This window comes from Aeromonas sp. FDAARGOS 1418 (assembly GCF_019048585.1).
Lineage (GTDB): Bacteria > Pseudomonadota > Gammaproteobacteria > Enterobacterales > Aeromonadaceae > Aeromonas > Aeromonas caviae.
Map to the genome: position 1 here is coordinate 3837192 of NZ_CP077387.1, position 13084 is coordinate 3850275.

Annotated in this window: 16 protein-coding genes and 1 riboswitch; all 16 genes read right to left on the reverse strand. The window is 64.3% G+C overall.

The window, feature by feature from the left end; genetic code table 11:
* Positions 1 to 6: 6 nt before the first annotated feature.
* The 16 genes from I6L48_RS17855 to moaA all read right to left on the reverse strand — a co-directional run bounded on the left by I6L48_RS17855 (position 7) and on the right by moaA (position 12949).
* Positions 7 to 783, reverse strand: a complete 777-nt coding sequence (locus I6L48_RS17855; protein WP_049636339.1) for an alpha/beta fold hydrolase — start codon at positions 781 to 783, stop codon at positions 7 to 9.
* A gap of 67 nt (positions 784 to 850) precedes the next feature.
* The gene (gene modC / locus I6L48_RS17860) at positions 851 to 1906 is read right to left on the reverse strand and encodes a molybdenum ABC transporter ATP-binding protein (protein WP_216987560.1); all 1056 of its coding nucleotides are present in this window, start codon (positions 1904 to 1906) and stop codon (positions 851 to 853) included.
* The gene (modB, locus tag I6L48_RS17865; protein ID WP_010674165.1) at positions 1903 to 2583 is read right to left on the reverse strand and encodes a molybdate ABC transporter permease subunit; all 681 of its coding nucleotides are present in this window, start codon (positions 2581 to 2583) and stop codon (positions 1903 to 1905) included. Before modB ends, modC begins: the two co-directional genes overlap by 4 nt.
* Before the next feature lie 116 nt (positions 2584 to 2699).
* Positions 2700 to 3428 carry a molybdate ABC transporter substrate-binding protein gene (gene modA, locus I6L48_RS17870; RefSeq protein ID WP_216987561.1) on the reverse strand — a complete coding sequence of 243 codons (729 nt, stop codon included), beginning with the start codon at positions 3426 to 3428 and terminating at the stop codon, positions 2700 to 2702.
* 54 nt (positions 3429 to 3482) lie between these two features.
* On the reverse strand, positions 3483 to 3947 hold the full coding sequence (moaE, locus tag I6L48_RS17875; protein WP_010674163.1) for a molybdopterin synthase catalytic subunit MoaE: 465 nt from the start codon (positions 3945 to 3947) through the stop codon (positions 3483 to 3485).
* 100 nt (positions 3948 to 4047) lie between these two features.
* The gene (moaD, locus tag I6L48_RS17880; RefSeq protein WP_216987562.1) at positions 4048 to 4293 is read right to left on the reverse strand and encodes a molybdopterin synthase sulfur carrier subunit; all 246 of its coding nucleotides are present in this window, start codon (positions 4291 to 4293) and stop codon (positions 4048 to 4050) included.
* A complete protein-coding gene (gene moaC / locus I6L48_RS17885) occupies positions 4290 to 4784 on the reverse strand; it encodes a cyclic pyranopterin monophosphate synthase MoaC (protein WP_039038847.1) in 495 nt (164 codons plus the stop codon). The genes moaD and moaC overlap by 4 nt, the downstream gene beginning before the upstream one ends.
* 50 nt (positions 4785 to 4834) lie before the next feature.
* On the reverse strand, positions 4835 to 5341 hold the full coding sequence (gene moaB / locus I6L48_RS17890; RefSeq protein ID WP_039038846.1) for a molybdenum cofactor biosynthesis protein B: 507 nt from the start codon (positions 5339 to 5341) through the stop codon (positions 4835 to 4837).
* A gap of 193 nt (positions 5342 to 5534) precedes the next feature.
* On the reverse strand, positions 5535 to 6125 hold the full coding sequence (locus I6L48_RS17895; RefSeq protein WP_010674159.1) for a cytochrome c3 family protein: 591 nt from the start codon (positions 6123 to 6125) through the stop codon (positions 5535 to 5537).
* A gap of 11 nt (positions 6126 to 6136) precedes the next feature.
* Positions 6137 to 6592, reverse strand: coding sequence for a nitrate reductase cytochrome c-type subunit (locus I6L48_RS17900; RefSeq protein WP_041212738.1), 456 nt, complete (start codon positions 6590 to 6592; stop codon positions 6137 to 6139).
* Entirely contained in the window at positions 6592 to 7467 is an 876-nt protein-coding gene (napH, locus tag I6L48_RS17905) for a quinol dehydrogenase ferredoxin subunit NapH (protein WP_216987563.1), read from the reverse strand. Before napH ends, I6L48_RS17900 begins: the two co-directional genes overlap by 1 nt.
* Entirely contained in the window at positions 7464 to 8198 is a 735-nt protein-coding gene (napG, locus tag I6L48_RS17910) for a ferredoxin-type protein NapG (protein WP_103259832.1), read from the reverse strand. Before napG ends, napH begins: the two co-directional genes overlap by 4 nt.
* Before the next feature lie 16 nt (positions 8199 to 8214).
* Entirely contained in the window at positions 8215 to 10704 is a 2490-nt protein-coding gene (gene napA / locus I6L48_RS17915) for a nitrate reductase catalytic subunit NapA (RefSeq protein ID WP_216987564.1), read from the reverse strand.
* Positions 10705 to 10893: 189 nt separating this feature from the next.
* Complete coding sequence (locus tag I6L48_RS17920) at positions 10894 to 11196, reverse strand: chaperone NapD (RefSeq protein ID WP_010674154.1); 303 nt, start codon at positions 11194 to 11196, stop codon at positions 10894 to 10896.
* Entirely contained in the window at positions 11193 to 11702 is a 510-nt protein-coding gene (napF, locus tag I6L48_RS17925) for a ferredoxin-type protein NapF (protein ID WP_010674153.1), read from the reverse strand. The genes I6L48_RS17920 and napF overlap by 4 nt, the downstream gene beginning before the upstream one ends.
* A 251-nt stretch (positions 11703 to 11953) precedes the next feature.
* Positions 11954 to 12949 carry a GTP 3',8-cyclase MoaA gene (gene moaA, locus I6L48_RS17930; RefSeq protein ID WP_216987565.1) on the reverse strand — a complete coding sequence of 332 codons (996 nt, stop codon included), beginning with the start codon at positions 12947 to 12949 and terminating at the stop codon, positions 11954 to 11956.
* A riboswitch (molybdenum cofactor riboswitch) is annotated at positions 12937 to 13076 on the reverse strand. (Overlaps the previous gene by 13 nt.)
* Positions 13077 to 13084 lie beyond the last annotated feature (8 nt).

Below are 13084 nucleotides of genomic sequence, written 5' to 3' on the forward strand. Positions count from 1 at the left end.
CTCCCCTCAATGGGTTGAGAGGATCCGCTGCAACAGATGATTGAACCCGGCGGGATCTTCCGCCGGCCAGGCGTGGTGACCATCCGGGGTGTGGATGGTGGCATTGGGCAGGGAGGCGAACTGCTCCACCCGCCGCGCCAGGGGCAGATAGTCGTGACTGGTGGAGATGATGGCCACCGGCTGCCAGAGGGTGCCGAGACGAGCCCGCACCGACCAGCCGGGCAGCGCCTCCAGCAGCGCCTTGTAGGTCTTCTTTTTGTTGCGCACGAAGCGCCCCCGGAAGGTGTGGCGCACCTGGGCGAGATCGGGGCCGGGAAAGAGCTCGCGACCGAGCCACCACGCCAGCGGCCGCATGCCGAACCAGCGCAGCCACTTGAGGCGCATGGCATAGCGCTCCTGCTCCTTTGGCGTCTCCAGCAGAAATTCGCTGAAGCCGTTGACCAGCACCAGCCCCTGCACCTTGTGGGGCAGTTGCAGCGCCAGCTCCAGCGCCACCATGGCACCGAGCGACAACCCCACTACCCAGGCAGGCTCGGGCTGTTCGTCGAGCCAGCGGGCCACGTCCGCCGCCAGGGTGGGCACGTCAAAGGGCCCCTCCTGCATGCTCTGGCCGTGGCCGCGCAAGTCGATGGCCACCACCCGGTAGCGCTCGGAAAAACGCTCGATCTGCGCCTGCCAGTCGAGGCTGGAAGAGCCCAGCCCGTGCAGCAAGAGCAGCAAGGGCCCCTCCCCCGCACTGCGCAGGGCCAAGCCATGGGATTTCATTACCTGATTGCGACGCACCCGTCCCCCCTTTCTCGACGCCATGCCGGCCACTCATGGCCAGCAAATCCGTACTCCGGTCCCCTGTCTACCCCTCTCCCACCAGGCTCACCGCCTTGATGTAGGCGTAGAGGCGCATGGCCGGCGTCAGGGCGAGCCGCTGCGCGGAGCGGCTGGTGATCCGGGCCAGCAGTATCTGCTGCCCGAGAGCCAACTGCAACAGGGTCTGCCCCGGTCGCACCTCCCGCACCTCCAGCAGCCGGGTCTCGAGGCAGTTGGAGAGGCTGGAGTGCATGATGGGCTCGGTGGCGATCACCAGATCCCGCGCCGCCACCTTGATCTGCAAGGGGCCTGCTTCATCGGGGGCATGCTCCATGGTCACCATCAGGGTCTGCTCCCCGAGTCGCAGGGTCGCCATCTGCTCGTGCTCGTCGTAGTGGGCCAGGGTCGCCGATAGCATGACCCCGACGTCGTCGCGACTGGCCAGCGACAGGTCGGTGCGGGCGAAGATCTCCTCGGGGGTGCCCTGGGCCTCCACCCGTCCCTCTGCCAGCAGCACCAGTCCATCGCAGAGCAGGCTCACCTCCTCCATGGCGTGGCTGACGAAGATCATGGGGATGCCGCTCTCCTGCTGCAAGCCCTTGAGCACATGGGCCTGATGGATGCGGCTGCGCCTGTCCAGCGCCGAGAAGGGTTCATCCAGCAGCAGCAAGTCGGGCTCGGCCAGCAAGGCCCTGGCCAGTGCCACCCGCTGACGCTGCCCGCCGGAGAGGCCGTGGGCCGGTTGCCCCAGCAGCTCGGCAAAGCCGAGGCGCGCAGCAAGGGCCTGTGGCTGCCAGCGCCCCCTCCCCTTGCGAGCCGCCAGTTGCAGGTTGCCGAGCACGCTCAGGTGGGGGAAGAGACGAGCATCCTGAAACACCAGCCCGATGCGCCGCGCCTCGGGGGGCAGGGCTGCAAGCTCGCGCCCCTGCCAGCGCAGGGCATCGCCCGGGGCCCTGTCGAGCCCGGCGATGATGCGCAGCAGGGTGCTCTTGCCACAACCCGAAGGACCGAACAGGCCGAGGATGCGGCTGGGGGGCAACGCCAGATCGCACGCCAGGGTGAAGGGGCCGAAATCACGTCTGGCCTTGAGGTAGAGGCTCATCCGAACAGCCTCCGTTGCCGACGTTGCAGCACGCCGTAGACCAGCACCAGCATCACCAGGGAGAAGCCCATCAGGCCGCCTGCCAGAATATGGGCATTCTGGTAATCCATCGCCTCCACGTGATCAAACAGGGCGATGGAGAGCACCTGGGTCTCCCCGGGAATGTTGCCGCCAATCATCAGCACCACCCCGAACTCCCCCAGGGTGTGGGCAAAGCCCAGCGCCGCCGCCATCACAAAGCTGGGCAGCGTCATGGGCAGGATGATGCGAAAGAAACGCTCAAACGGGCCCATCCCCAGGGTGGCGGCAGCCTCCAGCTCCTTGTTGCCCATGTTGACGAAGGCGGAGGTGAGGGGCTGTACCACGAAGGGGAGCGAATAGATGACGGAGGCGATGAGCAGGCCGAGGAAACTGAAGGCGAGCGGGGCTCCGAAGGTCTCCCGCCACCAGCCACCGAGGCCGTACTCCGGGGAGAAGGCCAGCAGCAGATAGAAACCGAGCACGGTGGGCGGCAGCACCAGCGGCAGGGCCACCATGGCTTCCACCAGAGGGCGCAGCCGGTGCTGGCTGCGAGACAGCCACCAGGCGAGCGGCGGCGACAGCAGCAGCAGGATGGCAGTGGTGCTGGCCGCCAGTTTCAGGGTCAGCCAGACCGCCAGCAGATCCCCTTCACTCATAGGGTCCCCTCTCGGGTGTCGATAAAAAACAGGGCGCCGTCATGACGGGCGCCGCCTTGGGACACGTCAGGCACCGGATCTGGCCAGCACGGAGCTGGCCTGCAGACGCCGGGCGCTTACTGCGGCAGGGCGTAACCCGCCGCCTTGATCTGCGCCTGTCCCGGCCCCTTGAGCCAGGCGACCAGGGCATCCACCGCCGCCCCTTTCTTCAGCACCAGGGCCTGCTGCTCGATGGGGGGATAGAAGCTGGCCGGCACCGCCCAGGCTTCGCCGGTCTTGCCCGCCTCCACCAGATTGGCCCAGGCGACGAAGCCCAGCTTCGCATTGCCGGTATCGACGAACTGCCAGGTCTGGCTGATGTTGGCGCCGGTCAGCACCCGATACTGCTTGGGATCGATCTTGAGATGAGCCAGGGTCGCCATGGCGGCGGCGCCATAGGGCGCTGTCTTGGGGTTGGCGATGGCCAGCTCCCCCTGCCAGTGGCGCAAGGTGGCCTCGTCGGGAGCAGGCCCCCCCTTCTGCCAGAGGCCGAGCTGACCGATGGCATAGGTGAAGCGTTCGCTCCCCTTGCCTTCCGACTCCAGCTTTTGAGGGGTCGCCACGTCGGCCGAGAGGAAGAGATCGAAGGGCGCACCGTGGGTGATCTGGGTATAGAGCACGCCGGTGGCCGCCGAACTGATGACGACGCTGTGGCCGGTCTTGGCGGTGAACTCCTTGCCGATGCGCTCTATGGTGCCCTTGAAGTTGGCCGCCACCGCCACCTTGACCTCGTCAGCCAGCACAGTCCCGCTGTAAATGCCGCTTGCACCGGCGCCCAGCACCAACACGGATACCCATCTCTTCATTCCTTTGCTCCTTATGTTCCGGCACAGCCGGATCGATTGACGCGAGCCCGAGGCTCACTCCCCTTGTTGCCAGCGGGCCAGGGCGGCGTCATCGCTCGCCCTGGCCTCGACCCAGCGTTGCACCCCGTCGGCGGTCAGCTCTTTTTTCCAGAACGGCGCCCGGGTCTTCAAGAAATCCATGATGAAGTGGCAGGCCTCGAAAGCCGCCTCGCGGTGGGCGCTGCTCACCACCACCAGCACGATCTGATCCCCGAGCAGCAGCTCGCCGATGCGGTGAATGAGGGTGCACTCCTGCAGCGGCCAGCGCCCGCGGGCCTCGGCCACTATGTTCGTCAGCGCCTTCTCGGTCATGCCGGGGTAGTGTTCGAGGGCCAGCCCTTTCACATGCTCCCCCTGATTGAAGTCGCGCACCTTGCCGACAAAGCTGACTATCGCGCCTGTGTCCTGCCGGGCAGCGAGGCGGGCATATTCGTCGGCCAGCGAGAAGTCATCCCGCTGCACCAGAATGCGATCGGTCATGGTCAGCCTCCGGTCGTCACTGGAAGGAGAGGGAAGAAGGCGGCCTCACCACAGTCCCACAGCTCAGTGGTGCGATCCACGGTCATTATCTCGTTCATCCTTAACCTCCGGTCACCGGCGGGAAGAAGGCGACCTCATCCCCGTCATGGAGGGGGGAATCCAGCGGCACCAGGGTCTGGTTGACCGCCACCAGGAGCTTGCCGGATTCGAGCGCCAGCGCCCACTTGTCACCCCGCTCGCTCAAGGCGGCGCGAAGGGCATCGGCACTGGCGTAGTCGCAAGGCAGGCTGAGCTCGTCGCAGCCGACCAGCTCACGCACCTGCGCAAAAAACAGAACCTTGATCATGCCTGCTCTCCTTTGGTCGCACCCAGTTGGAAATGACCGGACTTGCCGCCCTTTTTCTCCACCAGCCGCACCTGCTCGATCACCATGTCCTTTTGCACCGCCTTGCACATGTCGTAGATGGTCAGGGCCGCCACCGAGGCGGCGGTGAGCGCCTCCATCTCCACCCCGGTCTTGCCCGAGAGCTTGCACAGGGTGCGGATATGGACCCGATTGTGCGCCGCCTGGGGGGCTATCTCTACCTCCACCCGGGTCAGGGCCAGGGGATGGCACAGGGGAATGAGGTCGGCGGTCTTCTTGGCCGCCATGATGCCGGCGATGCGGGCGGTGGCGAACACGTCCCCCTTGTGGTGCTGACCGCTCAGGATCAACGCCAGGGTCTCGGGGGCCATGGTCACGAAAGCCTCGGCGCGGGCCTCGCGTTCGGTCACCTGCTTGTCGGTGACATCCACCATGTGGGCCTCGCCGCTCTGGTTGAGATGGGTCAGGTTCATCTATGCCCCTATCGAAAAATAAGATGGATGATCCGGGTTTACTCCCGGGATCACAGATGGGTCACGAAGTTGCACGGCCGGGTACGGGCATCGAGCTGATCCCGGATAAGCTGTTCCCAGCCCAGACGGCAGGCGCCGGTGGAGCCGGGCAGGCAGCAGATCAGGGTGCGATTGGCGAGCCCTGCCAGGGCACGGCTCTGCATGGCGGAGCCTTTTATCTCGGCAAACGAGAGCTGGCGGAACATCTCGCCAAAACCCTGCACCGTGCGCTCGAACAGCACGCCGACCGCCTCGGGCACCCGGTTCTGCTCGTTGAAGCCGGTGCCGCCGTTGATGAGCACCACCTGGACTCCCTCGTCGGCAATCCAGTCGCTCACCTGGGCGCGGATGCGAAACAGGTTGTCGGGACAGAGCGCCCGGTCGGCCAGCACGTGGCCGGTCTGGGTCAGGGCCTCGACCAGATAGTCCCCCGAGCTGTCATCGGCAGCGGTGCGACTGTCGGAAACCGTCAGGACGGCGATCTTGAGAGGGATGAATTCGCTGTGTTTGGGTGCCATTGGGGCCATTCCTGTCAATCATTGACCACGAGAGGATGAGGTGAACGCGCCGCACCGTGGTGCCAGCCATGAAAGGAGCCGGTGGGCGCCGCGTTGCCGGGAAGGGATTCTATCAAAAGATGTCTGGCTGGGGGGCGTCATTGCCCATTAATCTCGAAGGCCGCCGGATCCCGAGGATCCGGCGGCCTTCCCATCAGAAGCCTGGCACCCCTTTCATGTCAGGCAGTTGGTGCGCAATCCCCTTGTGGCAGTCGATGCAGGTGTTGGCCCCGCTTGCCAGGTTGGTGGAGTGCATCTGGGCGGCCCGACGCCCTTGCAGGGAGAAGTCCATGTACTCGAAGTTGTGGCAGTTGCGGCACTCGCGCGAATCCGTCTCCTTCATCCGCTGCCACTCCCGCTCGGCCATCTCCCGCCGGTGGGATTCAAACTTCTCGCGGGTATCCACCTTGCCGGTGATCATGCCCCACAGCTCCTTGGAGGCCTGTACCTTGCGGATGATCTTGTAGGTCCACTCGTGGGGTACGTGGCAATCCGGGCAGCTGGCCCGCACGCCGGAGCGGTTGGCGTAGTGGATGGTGTCGCGGTACTCCACGAACACGTTGTCCTTCATCTCGTGGCAACCGGTGCAGAAGGCCTCGGTGTTGGACGCTTCCATGGCGGTGTTGAACCCGCCCCAGAAGATGACGCCACCGAAGAAGCCCATCAGCAGGATGACCCAGAGGGCCGCCTTCGACGGTGACTTGAAGGTGGTCCACAGACGCTTCACAAAGCCGGGTAATTTCATCTATGGGTTCCTCAGTTCAGCGCTTCAACCGGTTTGAAGGTATTGTTCACCAGCGGCTTGGCATCCGCTTGCGGCACGTGGCATTGCAGACAGAAGTAGCGGCGCGGAGAGACTTCGCCCAGGGTCATGCCGTCGCGGGTCTCGAAGTGGGTGGGGCTTATCTTGGGGGCCTTCATGGCACTGGCGTTCTTGAAGCTGTGACAGGCCAGGCACTTGTTGACCTTGTTGTCCACTTCATAGTTGCGGGTGTCGTGGGGGATCAGCGGGGGCTGGTGCATGTACTGGCGATCGTAGAGGTCGCCATCCTTGCGAAAGTTCTTCAGAGGGGCCGCGTCGGCATCCGTTACCAGATCCGTGCTTCCCCGCTCCGACTTGATGCCCCCCGTGCTGTTGGTGATCTCGGGGACGGCCGCCATCAAGGAACCCGCCATCAGGCAGGCCAGCATTGCTCCAATCAGCTTCTTCATTATGTGTTCTCCGACGTTTTCTCTGCCTTGACGGCAAAACCTACAGTGATTTCAAAAACTTGCTCCGCGCAGACATCGATGCAACGGCCGCAGTTGGTACACTCCTGAGCCGCAATCAAGGGCCCGTGACCACGCCTGGCACCGTGAACGGGGCCGCGCAGGATGGGACGCTCCGGGCAGACCGCATAACAATCCATGCAGTTGCTGCACCGCTCGCGCCCCGAGGCTGCAATCTTGATGAACCCGACCCGGTTGACCAGGGCATAGAAGGCCCCCACCGGACAGAGGTGGCCGCACCAGCCCCGCTCCACCACAAAAAGGTCGAACAGGAACAGCACCGCCAGCAGGCCCCAGCCCGCCCCCATGCCAAACAGCAGGCCCCGCAGGGTGAGCGACACCGGATTGACCAGCTCCCACACCAGCACGCCGGCGATGGCCGGTGCCACCAGCACCATGGCCAGCAGCCAGTAGCGGGTAGCGCGGTTGAACTGACCATTGCCCTTGAGCCCGAGCCGCCCCCTGAGCCAGGCGGCGGCATCGGTGACCAGGTTGACCGGACAGACCCAGGAGCAGAACACCCGCCCCCCGACCAGCCAGTAACCCGCGAGCACCAGCCCGGCCCCGAGCCACAGGGTGGGGATGGGCCACTGGCCCGCCGCCACCGACTGCAACAGGGTCAGGGGATCCGTGAGGGGCACCGTCTCCAGCAGCAGGGAGCTGGAGAGGTTGCCCTTGAGGATCCAGATGCCCGCGAGCGGCCCCAGCAGGAACAGCCCCAGCACCCCGAACTGGCAAAGCCGGCGCAGCAGCAGGAAGCGGTGGGCACGCCACCACCCCAGCCTGGCCGTGGCCTCGGCCCCTGGATACCGACTCATAGACCCTCCGGTTTGCGGGTCGGCAGGGTCAGTCGCTCACCGATGAGGGACTTGCCCGCCTTCTCCTTCTCTTCCCACCCGAGCCGGTAGTGGTGACCCAGCTCCCCCTTGGCAAGCCCGCGAGGCACCACCTTGATGGCCGCCTCCTCCAGCACGCAGGCGTGCTCGCACTTGCCGCAGCCGGTGCAGAGATCGCTGTGCACCGTGGGCAGGAACATGGCGTGCTTGCCGGTGCGCGGGTTGTGCTGCAGCTCCAGGGTAATGGCCTTGTCGATGAGGGGGCAGACCCGGTAGCAAACGTCGCAGCGCAGCCCCAGGTAGTTGAGGCAGGTCTCGTGATCGATGAGCACCGCCACCCCCATCCGCGCCTGATCGATGTCGGTCATGGCCCGATCCAGCGCCCCGCTCGGGCAGGCCGCCACGCAGGGGATGTCGTCACACATCTCGCACGGAACGGCGCGCGCCTTGAAGTAGGGGGTGCCGGTGGTCACAGGTTCAAACAGCCGGGCGAGCTTGAGGGTGTCGTAGGGGCAGGCCAGGGCGCAGAGCCCGCAGCGCACGCAGGCGCCGAGGAACTCGGCCTCGTCGAGGGCGGCCGGCGGGCGCAGCGCCTGGGCAGGCAAAGCCTGCACCTGCTGGCGCGCCACTCCGCCGAGCCCCACACCAAGCAGGCCCACACCGCAGGCCCCCTTGGCCATGTCGGCCAGAAACTGGCGCCGACTACGACTCATCTCGCGCTCCCCCGCCTCAGGCCTTCATGACCTTGACGGCGCACTTCTTGTAATCCGTCTCCTTGGAGAGCGGATCCGTGGCGTCCAGGGTCAGCTTGTTGACCAGCTGGCTCGCATCGAAGAAGGGCATGAACACCAGTCCCTTGGGCGGACGGTTGCGGCCCCGGGTCTCGACCCGGGTCTTCACCTCGCCCCGGCGGGAGGAGACGATCACCTCTTCCCCACGGCGCACGCCACGGGCCTTGGCATCTTCCGGGTGCATGAAGAGCACCGCATCCGGGAAGGCGCGATAGAGCTCGGGGACCCGGCGGGTCATGGTACCGGTGTGCCAATGCTCCAGCACGCGACCGGTGGAGAGCCACATGTCGTACTCTTTGTCCGGTGCCTCGGCGGCGGGCTCATAGGGCAGCGCGAAGATCACCGCCTTGCCGTCGGGTTTGCCGTAGAAGCGCACCCCCTCCCCCGCTTTCACGTAAGGGTCGAACCCTTCGCGATAGCGCCACAGGGTCTCCTTGCCGTCCACCACAGGCCAGCGCAGGCCACGGGCTTCGTGATACTGATCGAACGGCGCCAGGTCGTGGCCATGGCCGCGACCGAAGGAGGCGTACTCCTCAAAGAGCCCCTTCTGGACGTAGAAACCAAAGTGCTCGGCCTCGTCGTTCAGGGCACCCTTGCTCTGCTCTTTCGGGAACTGGTTCACCTGGCCGTTGGCATAGAGCACGTCGAACAGGGTCTTGCCCTTCACTTCCGGCATCTTGGCGATGAGTTCGGCCGGCCACACCTCTTCCACCTTGAAGCGCTTGGAGAACTCCATCAGCTGCCACAGGTCGGATTTGGCCCCTTCCGGTGCCTTCACCTGCTGGTGCCAGAACTGGGTGCGACGCTCGGCGTTGCCATAGGCCCCCTCTTTCTCCACCCACATGGCGGTGGGCAGGATGAGGTCGGCCGCCTGGGCTGTCACGGTCGGATAAGGGTCGGAGACCACGATGAAGTTGGCCGGGTTGCGATAACCGGGCAGCGCCTCTTCATTCATGTTCGGGCCGGCCTGCATGTTGTTGTTGCACATCACCCAGTAGGCGTTGAGCTTGCCGTCTTTCAGCATGCGGTTTTGCAGCACGGCGTGGTAGCCCACCTGCTCCGGGATGGTGCCTTCCGGCAGCTTCCAGATCTTCTCGGCGATGGCGCGGTGTTTGGGATCCGTGACCACCATGTCCGCTGGCAGACGGTGGGCGAAGGTACCCACTTCACGGGCGGTACCACAGGCGGAGGGCTGGCCGGTCAGGGAGAAGGGGCCGGAGCCCGGCTGGGAGATCTTGCCGGTCAGCAGGTGGATGTTGTAGCAGAGGTTGTTGGCCCAGACGCCACGGGTGTGCTGGTTGAACCCCATGGTCCAGTAGGAGACCACCTTCTTGTCCGGATCCGCATAGATCTGGGCCAGCTTCTCAAGCTTGTCCTTGGGCACACCGGAGAGCTTGGAGACGGACTCCAGATCGTAATCTGCCACGAACTTGGCGAAATCGTCGAAGCTCATGGGGGTGGAGTCGCCGCTGTCCGGGTTCTTGGCCTTCTGTTGCAGCGGGTTGGTGGGACGCAGGCCGTAGCCGATATCGGTCACCCCTTTGCGGAACTGGGTGTGTTTGTTGACGAACTCCCAGTTCACCTTGTCGTTCTGGATGATGTAGTTGGCGATGTAGTTGAGGATCGCCAGATCGGTCTGGGGGGTGAACACCATGCCGTTGTCCGCCAGCTCGAAGCTGCGGTGCTCGAAGGTGGAGAGCACGTGCACCTGCACATCCTGGTGGGACAGACGGCGATCGGAGATGCGCGACCAGAGGATGGGGTGCATCTCGGCCATGTTGGAGCCCCACAGCACGAAGGCGTCGGCCTGCTCGATGTCGTCGTAGCAGCCCATGGGTTCATCCATGCCGAAGGTACGCATGAAGCCCACTACCGCGGAGGCCATGCAGTGACGGGCATTGGGATCCAGGTTGTTGGAGCGCAGGCCTGCCTTCATCAGCTTGGCGGCGGCATAGCCTTCCCAGACGGTCCACTGGCCGGAGCCGAACATACCGACGGCGGTCGGGCCCTTCTCTTTCAGGGTCGCCTTGAACTTCTCGGCCATGATGTCGAAGGCCTGATCCCAGCTGATGGGGGCGAAGTTGCCGTTCTTGTCGAACTTGCCGTTCGTCATGCGCAGCATGGGCTGGGTCAGGCGATCCTCCCCGTACATGATCTTGGAGAGGAAGTAGCCCTTGATGCAGTTCAGGCCACGGTTGACCGGTGCATCGGGATCCCCCTGGGTCGCCACGACGCGGCCAGCCTGGGAGCCCACCAGCACGGAGCAGCCGGTCCCGCAGAAGCGGCACGGCGCCTTGTCCCAGGTGATGGCGGTCTTGTCGGTACTGGTGATCAGGTTCGCCGCCAGAGTGGGGGCACTGACACCGGCCACGGCAGCGGCTGCCGCCACCGCATTGGCCTTCATAAAGTCGCGTCGACTCAGCTTCATGACATATCCTCGCATTGCTTAATCACATCAATGACAGCCATTGTGACGAGCCGCGCTGGCTCAGCTCCATGGCGCTTTATTCCTTTGCTCTGGGCTTTTCGTTCATCGAACGCAGACAACAGACCCGGCATCCCGTGTATTACCCGTGGCGGTCAGCGAACGACTCTTGCGCTTCTGCCACATGACGCCTTATTCCCCATCTTCGGCGTCCATTTCATCGAACTGGTGGTAGATCAGGGCCGCAGAGAGCACCCCGGGCAACCCCTGAATGGTGTCGATGGCCGCCATGATGGGGCGCTGGCTCGGCCCCTCCAGGGTCACCACCAGCTTGCCCTCCTCGCTGACGGCGTGGATCTCGGCCCCGTCCAGGGTCGCAATCCGCTCTGCCAGGGCGTGGCGCAGATCGGGCTGGGTCAGCACCACCAGGCTGGATACATGGAACTCTTCTCGCGTCATATCACCGTTTTCCAACTTGTTCGTCTCTTGGGTCATCGCGAAGCCTCGCCACGAGACAGACCGATGCTGATGCTGCCCACCGGGCAATCCGCCACGCAGGCCCCGCAGCCGTTGCACGACTCGGCATGGATGCTGGGGGTGGGTACGCGCCCCAGTCGGGGGGAAAAGCGGATGGCCTGCTGCTCGCAGCTGTCCTGACAGCGCTGGCAGAACACCTGGGCCGTGGCCAGACAGCCCGCCTCGATATGGGCCACATACTCCCAGGGTGTCTGGGTTGTCGGCCTGAATACCGGCGCCTGGCAGGCGCTGACGCACTCGGTGCAGAAGGTGCACTCGCCGCGGTGAAAATCCACCGTGGGGAAGCCCCCGTCCCCCTTGATCAGGATCTGCTCCGGGCAGGCCGCCAGACAGTCGCCGCAGCGGGTGCAGCCAGCCACGAACTCGTCCCAGGAGACGGACCAGGGCAACTGGATCCCGGCCTTGGGGGCGCTCAGGCGTCCCCGAAACAGGCCTCTGCGTGACAAGTTGACCCCATCGGTCATATCGACTCCTCTTTTCGGGGACGGATGCCCCCGCGCGGATCCCGTGACTGGCATTTTCAATACCAATTATAAGCGTGGGTGTATATTGCGGCCCTGACAAGTCAGGGGATATACCACCAGGGAGATAAACAGGGGGGATTCTTGCGCTGGATCAAACCCTTGGCGCAATTAGACACAGCAGGGGCAAGGTAAATTACCCCTATGTGAGGATTGATAATTAATCGAAGGTTATTTGAGGTGCACGGCGGCTCTCAGCCGCCGATGGAGGCCAGGTGGGGGGTCATGCCTGCATTGCCTTCATGGAGGCGATGGGTGGCGGCCTTGCCGGTCAGCGCCTGGCGAATACGCCATTGCAGCGCCTCCTGCTGGCTGTCATCGGTGAGCAGATCCCGCAGTTCCACCCCGTTGTCGCCAAAGAGACACAGGTGCAGCTTGCCCTTGGAGGAGACCCGCAGCCGGTTGCAACCGGCGCAAAAATCCTTGCTGTAGGGCATGATGAGCCCCACCCCGCCCCTCGAGTCCGGGTGCGTGAACACCTGGGCAGGGCCATCATCCAGGCCGCGCAGCTGCTGCACCCAGCCGCTCTCTTGCAGGCGCTGCTTGATGAGTTCACCGCTGGTATGGTGATCGCGAAACAGGGCGTCCATCTCGCCGGTCTGCATCAGTTCGATGAAACGAAGCTCGATGGGTTTGTCGCGGATCCAGGCGAGGAATGTCTCGAGCTGATGATCATTGAGCCCCTTGAGCAGCACGGCGTTGATCTTGACCGACCGAAAACCGGCACTCAGGGCGGCGTCTATCCCCGCCATCACCTCCGCCAGCTTGTTCTCGCCGGTGATCTGGTGGAACTGACGGGGATCCAGGCTGTCGACGCTGACGTTCAGGGCCGTCAGCCCCGCATCGAACCACTCGCGGGCACGCTCCTTGAGGCGATACCCGTTGGTGGTCATGGCCACCTTCTCGATGCCGGGGGTATTGGCCACGGTCTCGATGATGGCCGTGAAGTCGCGGCGCAGGGAGGGCTCGCCTCCGGTCAGACGCACCTTGCGCGTCCCCATGGCGGCAAACCCGGAGACGACGCGACGGATCTCCTCCAGGGAGAGGAAGGACTGGCGCCCCTCACCATCTCCTTTCGGCGGCTGATAGCCGTCCGGCAGACAGTAGGTACAGCGGAAATTGCAGACGTCGGTGACCGACAGACGCAAATAGTAAAAGCGACGGGAAAAACCATCTTCAAGTGGCAACATAAACACCTTTCCAAATACGGGAGGCCAGGGCATTTCTTTCCTGACCCTTTCAGCTCGAACATCGGCTGACGGCGATCTCCCCCTATCTCAATGACTTAGGCAAAATCGCTCGGAGTTCATCTAGTTTTTCGATGC

What these genes read in the sequence shown, in the direction of transcription:
- modC (WP_216987560.1), bottom strand. Translation starts at nt 1,906, where the DNA reads ATGAGCCTCTACCTCAAGGCCAGACGTGATTTCGGCCCCTTCACCCTG.
- modB (WP_010674165.1), bottom strand. Translation starts at nt 2,583, where the DNA reads ATGAGTGAAGGGGATCTGCTGGCGGTCTGGCTGACCCTGAAACTGGCG.
- modA (WP_216987561.1), bottom strand. Translation starts at nt 3,428, where the DNA reads ATGAAGAGATGGGTATCCGTGTTGGTGCTGGGCGCCGGTGCAAGCGGC.
- moaE (WP_010674163.1), bottom strand. Translation starts at nt 3,947, where the DNA reads ATGACCGATCGCATTCTGGTGCAGCGGGATGACTTCTCGCTGGCCGAC.
- moaD (WP_216987562.1), bottom strand. Translation starts at nt 4,293, where the DNA reads ATGATCAAGGTTCTGTTTTTTGCGCAGGTGCGTGAGCTGGTCGGCTGC.
- moaC (WP_039038847.1), bottom strand. Translation starts at nt 4,784, where the DNA reads ATGAACCTGACCCATCTCAACCAGAGCGGCGAGGCCCACATGGTGGAT.
- moaB (WP_039038846.1), bottom strand. Translation starts at nt 5,341, where the DNA reads ATGGCACCCAAACACAGCGAATTCATCCCTCTCAAGATCGCCGTCCTG.
- I6L48_RS17895 (WP_010674159.1), bottom strand. Translation starts at nt 6,125, where the DNA reads ATGAAATTACCCGGCTTTGTGAAGCGTCTGTGGACCACCTTCAAGTCA.
- I6L48_RS17900 (WP_041212738.1), bottom strand. Translation starts at nt 6,592, where the DNA reads ATGAAGAAGCTGATTGGAGCAATGCTGGCCTGCCTGATGGCGGGTTCC.
- napH (WP_216987563.1), bottom strand. Translation starts at nt 7,467, where the DNA reads ATGAGTCGGTATCCAGGGGCCGAGGCCACGGCCAGGCTGGGGTGGTGG.
- napG (WP_103259832.1), bottom strand. Translation starts at nt 8,198, where the DNA reads ATGAGTCGTAGTCGGCGCCAGTTTCTGGCCGACATGGCCAAGGGGGCC.
- napA (WP_216987564.1), bottom strand. Translation starts at nt 10,704, where the DNA reads ATGAAGCTGAGTCGACGCGACTTTATGAAGGCCAATGCGGTGGCGGCA.
- I6L48_RS17920 (WP_010674154.1), bottom strand. Translation starts at nt 11,196, where the DNA reads ATGACCCAAGAGACGAACAAGTTGGAAAACGGTGATATGACGCGAGAA.
- napF (WP_010674153.1), bottom strand. Translation starts at nt 11,702, where the DNA reads ATGACCGATGGGGTCAACTTGTCACGCAGAGGCCTGTTTCGGGGACGC.
- moaA (WP_216987565.1), bottom strand. Translation starts at nt 12,949, where the DNA reads ATGTTGCCACTTGAAGATGGTTTTTCCCGTCGCTTTTACTATTTGCGT.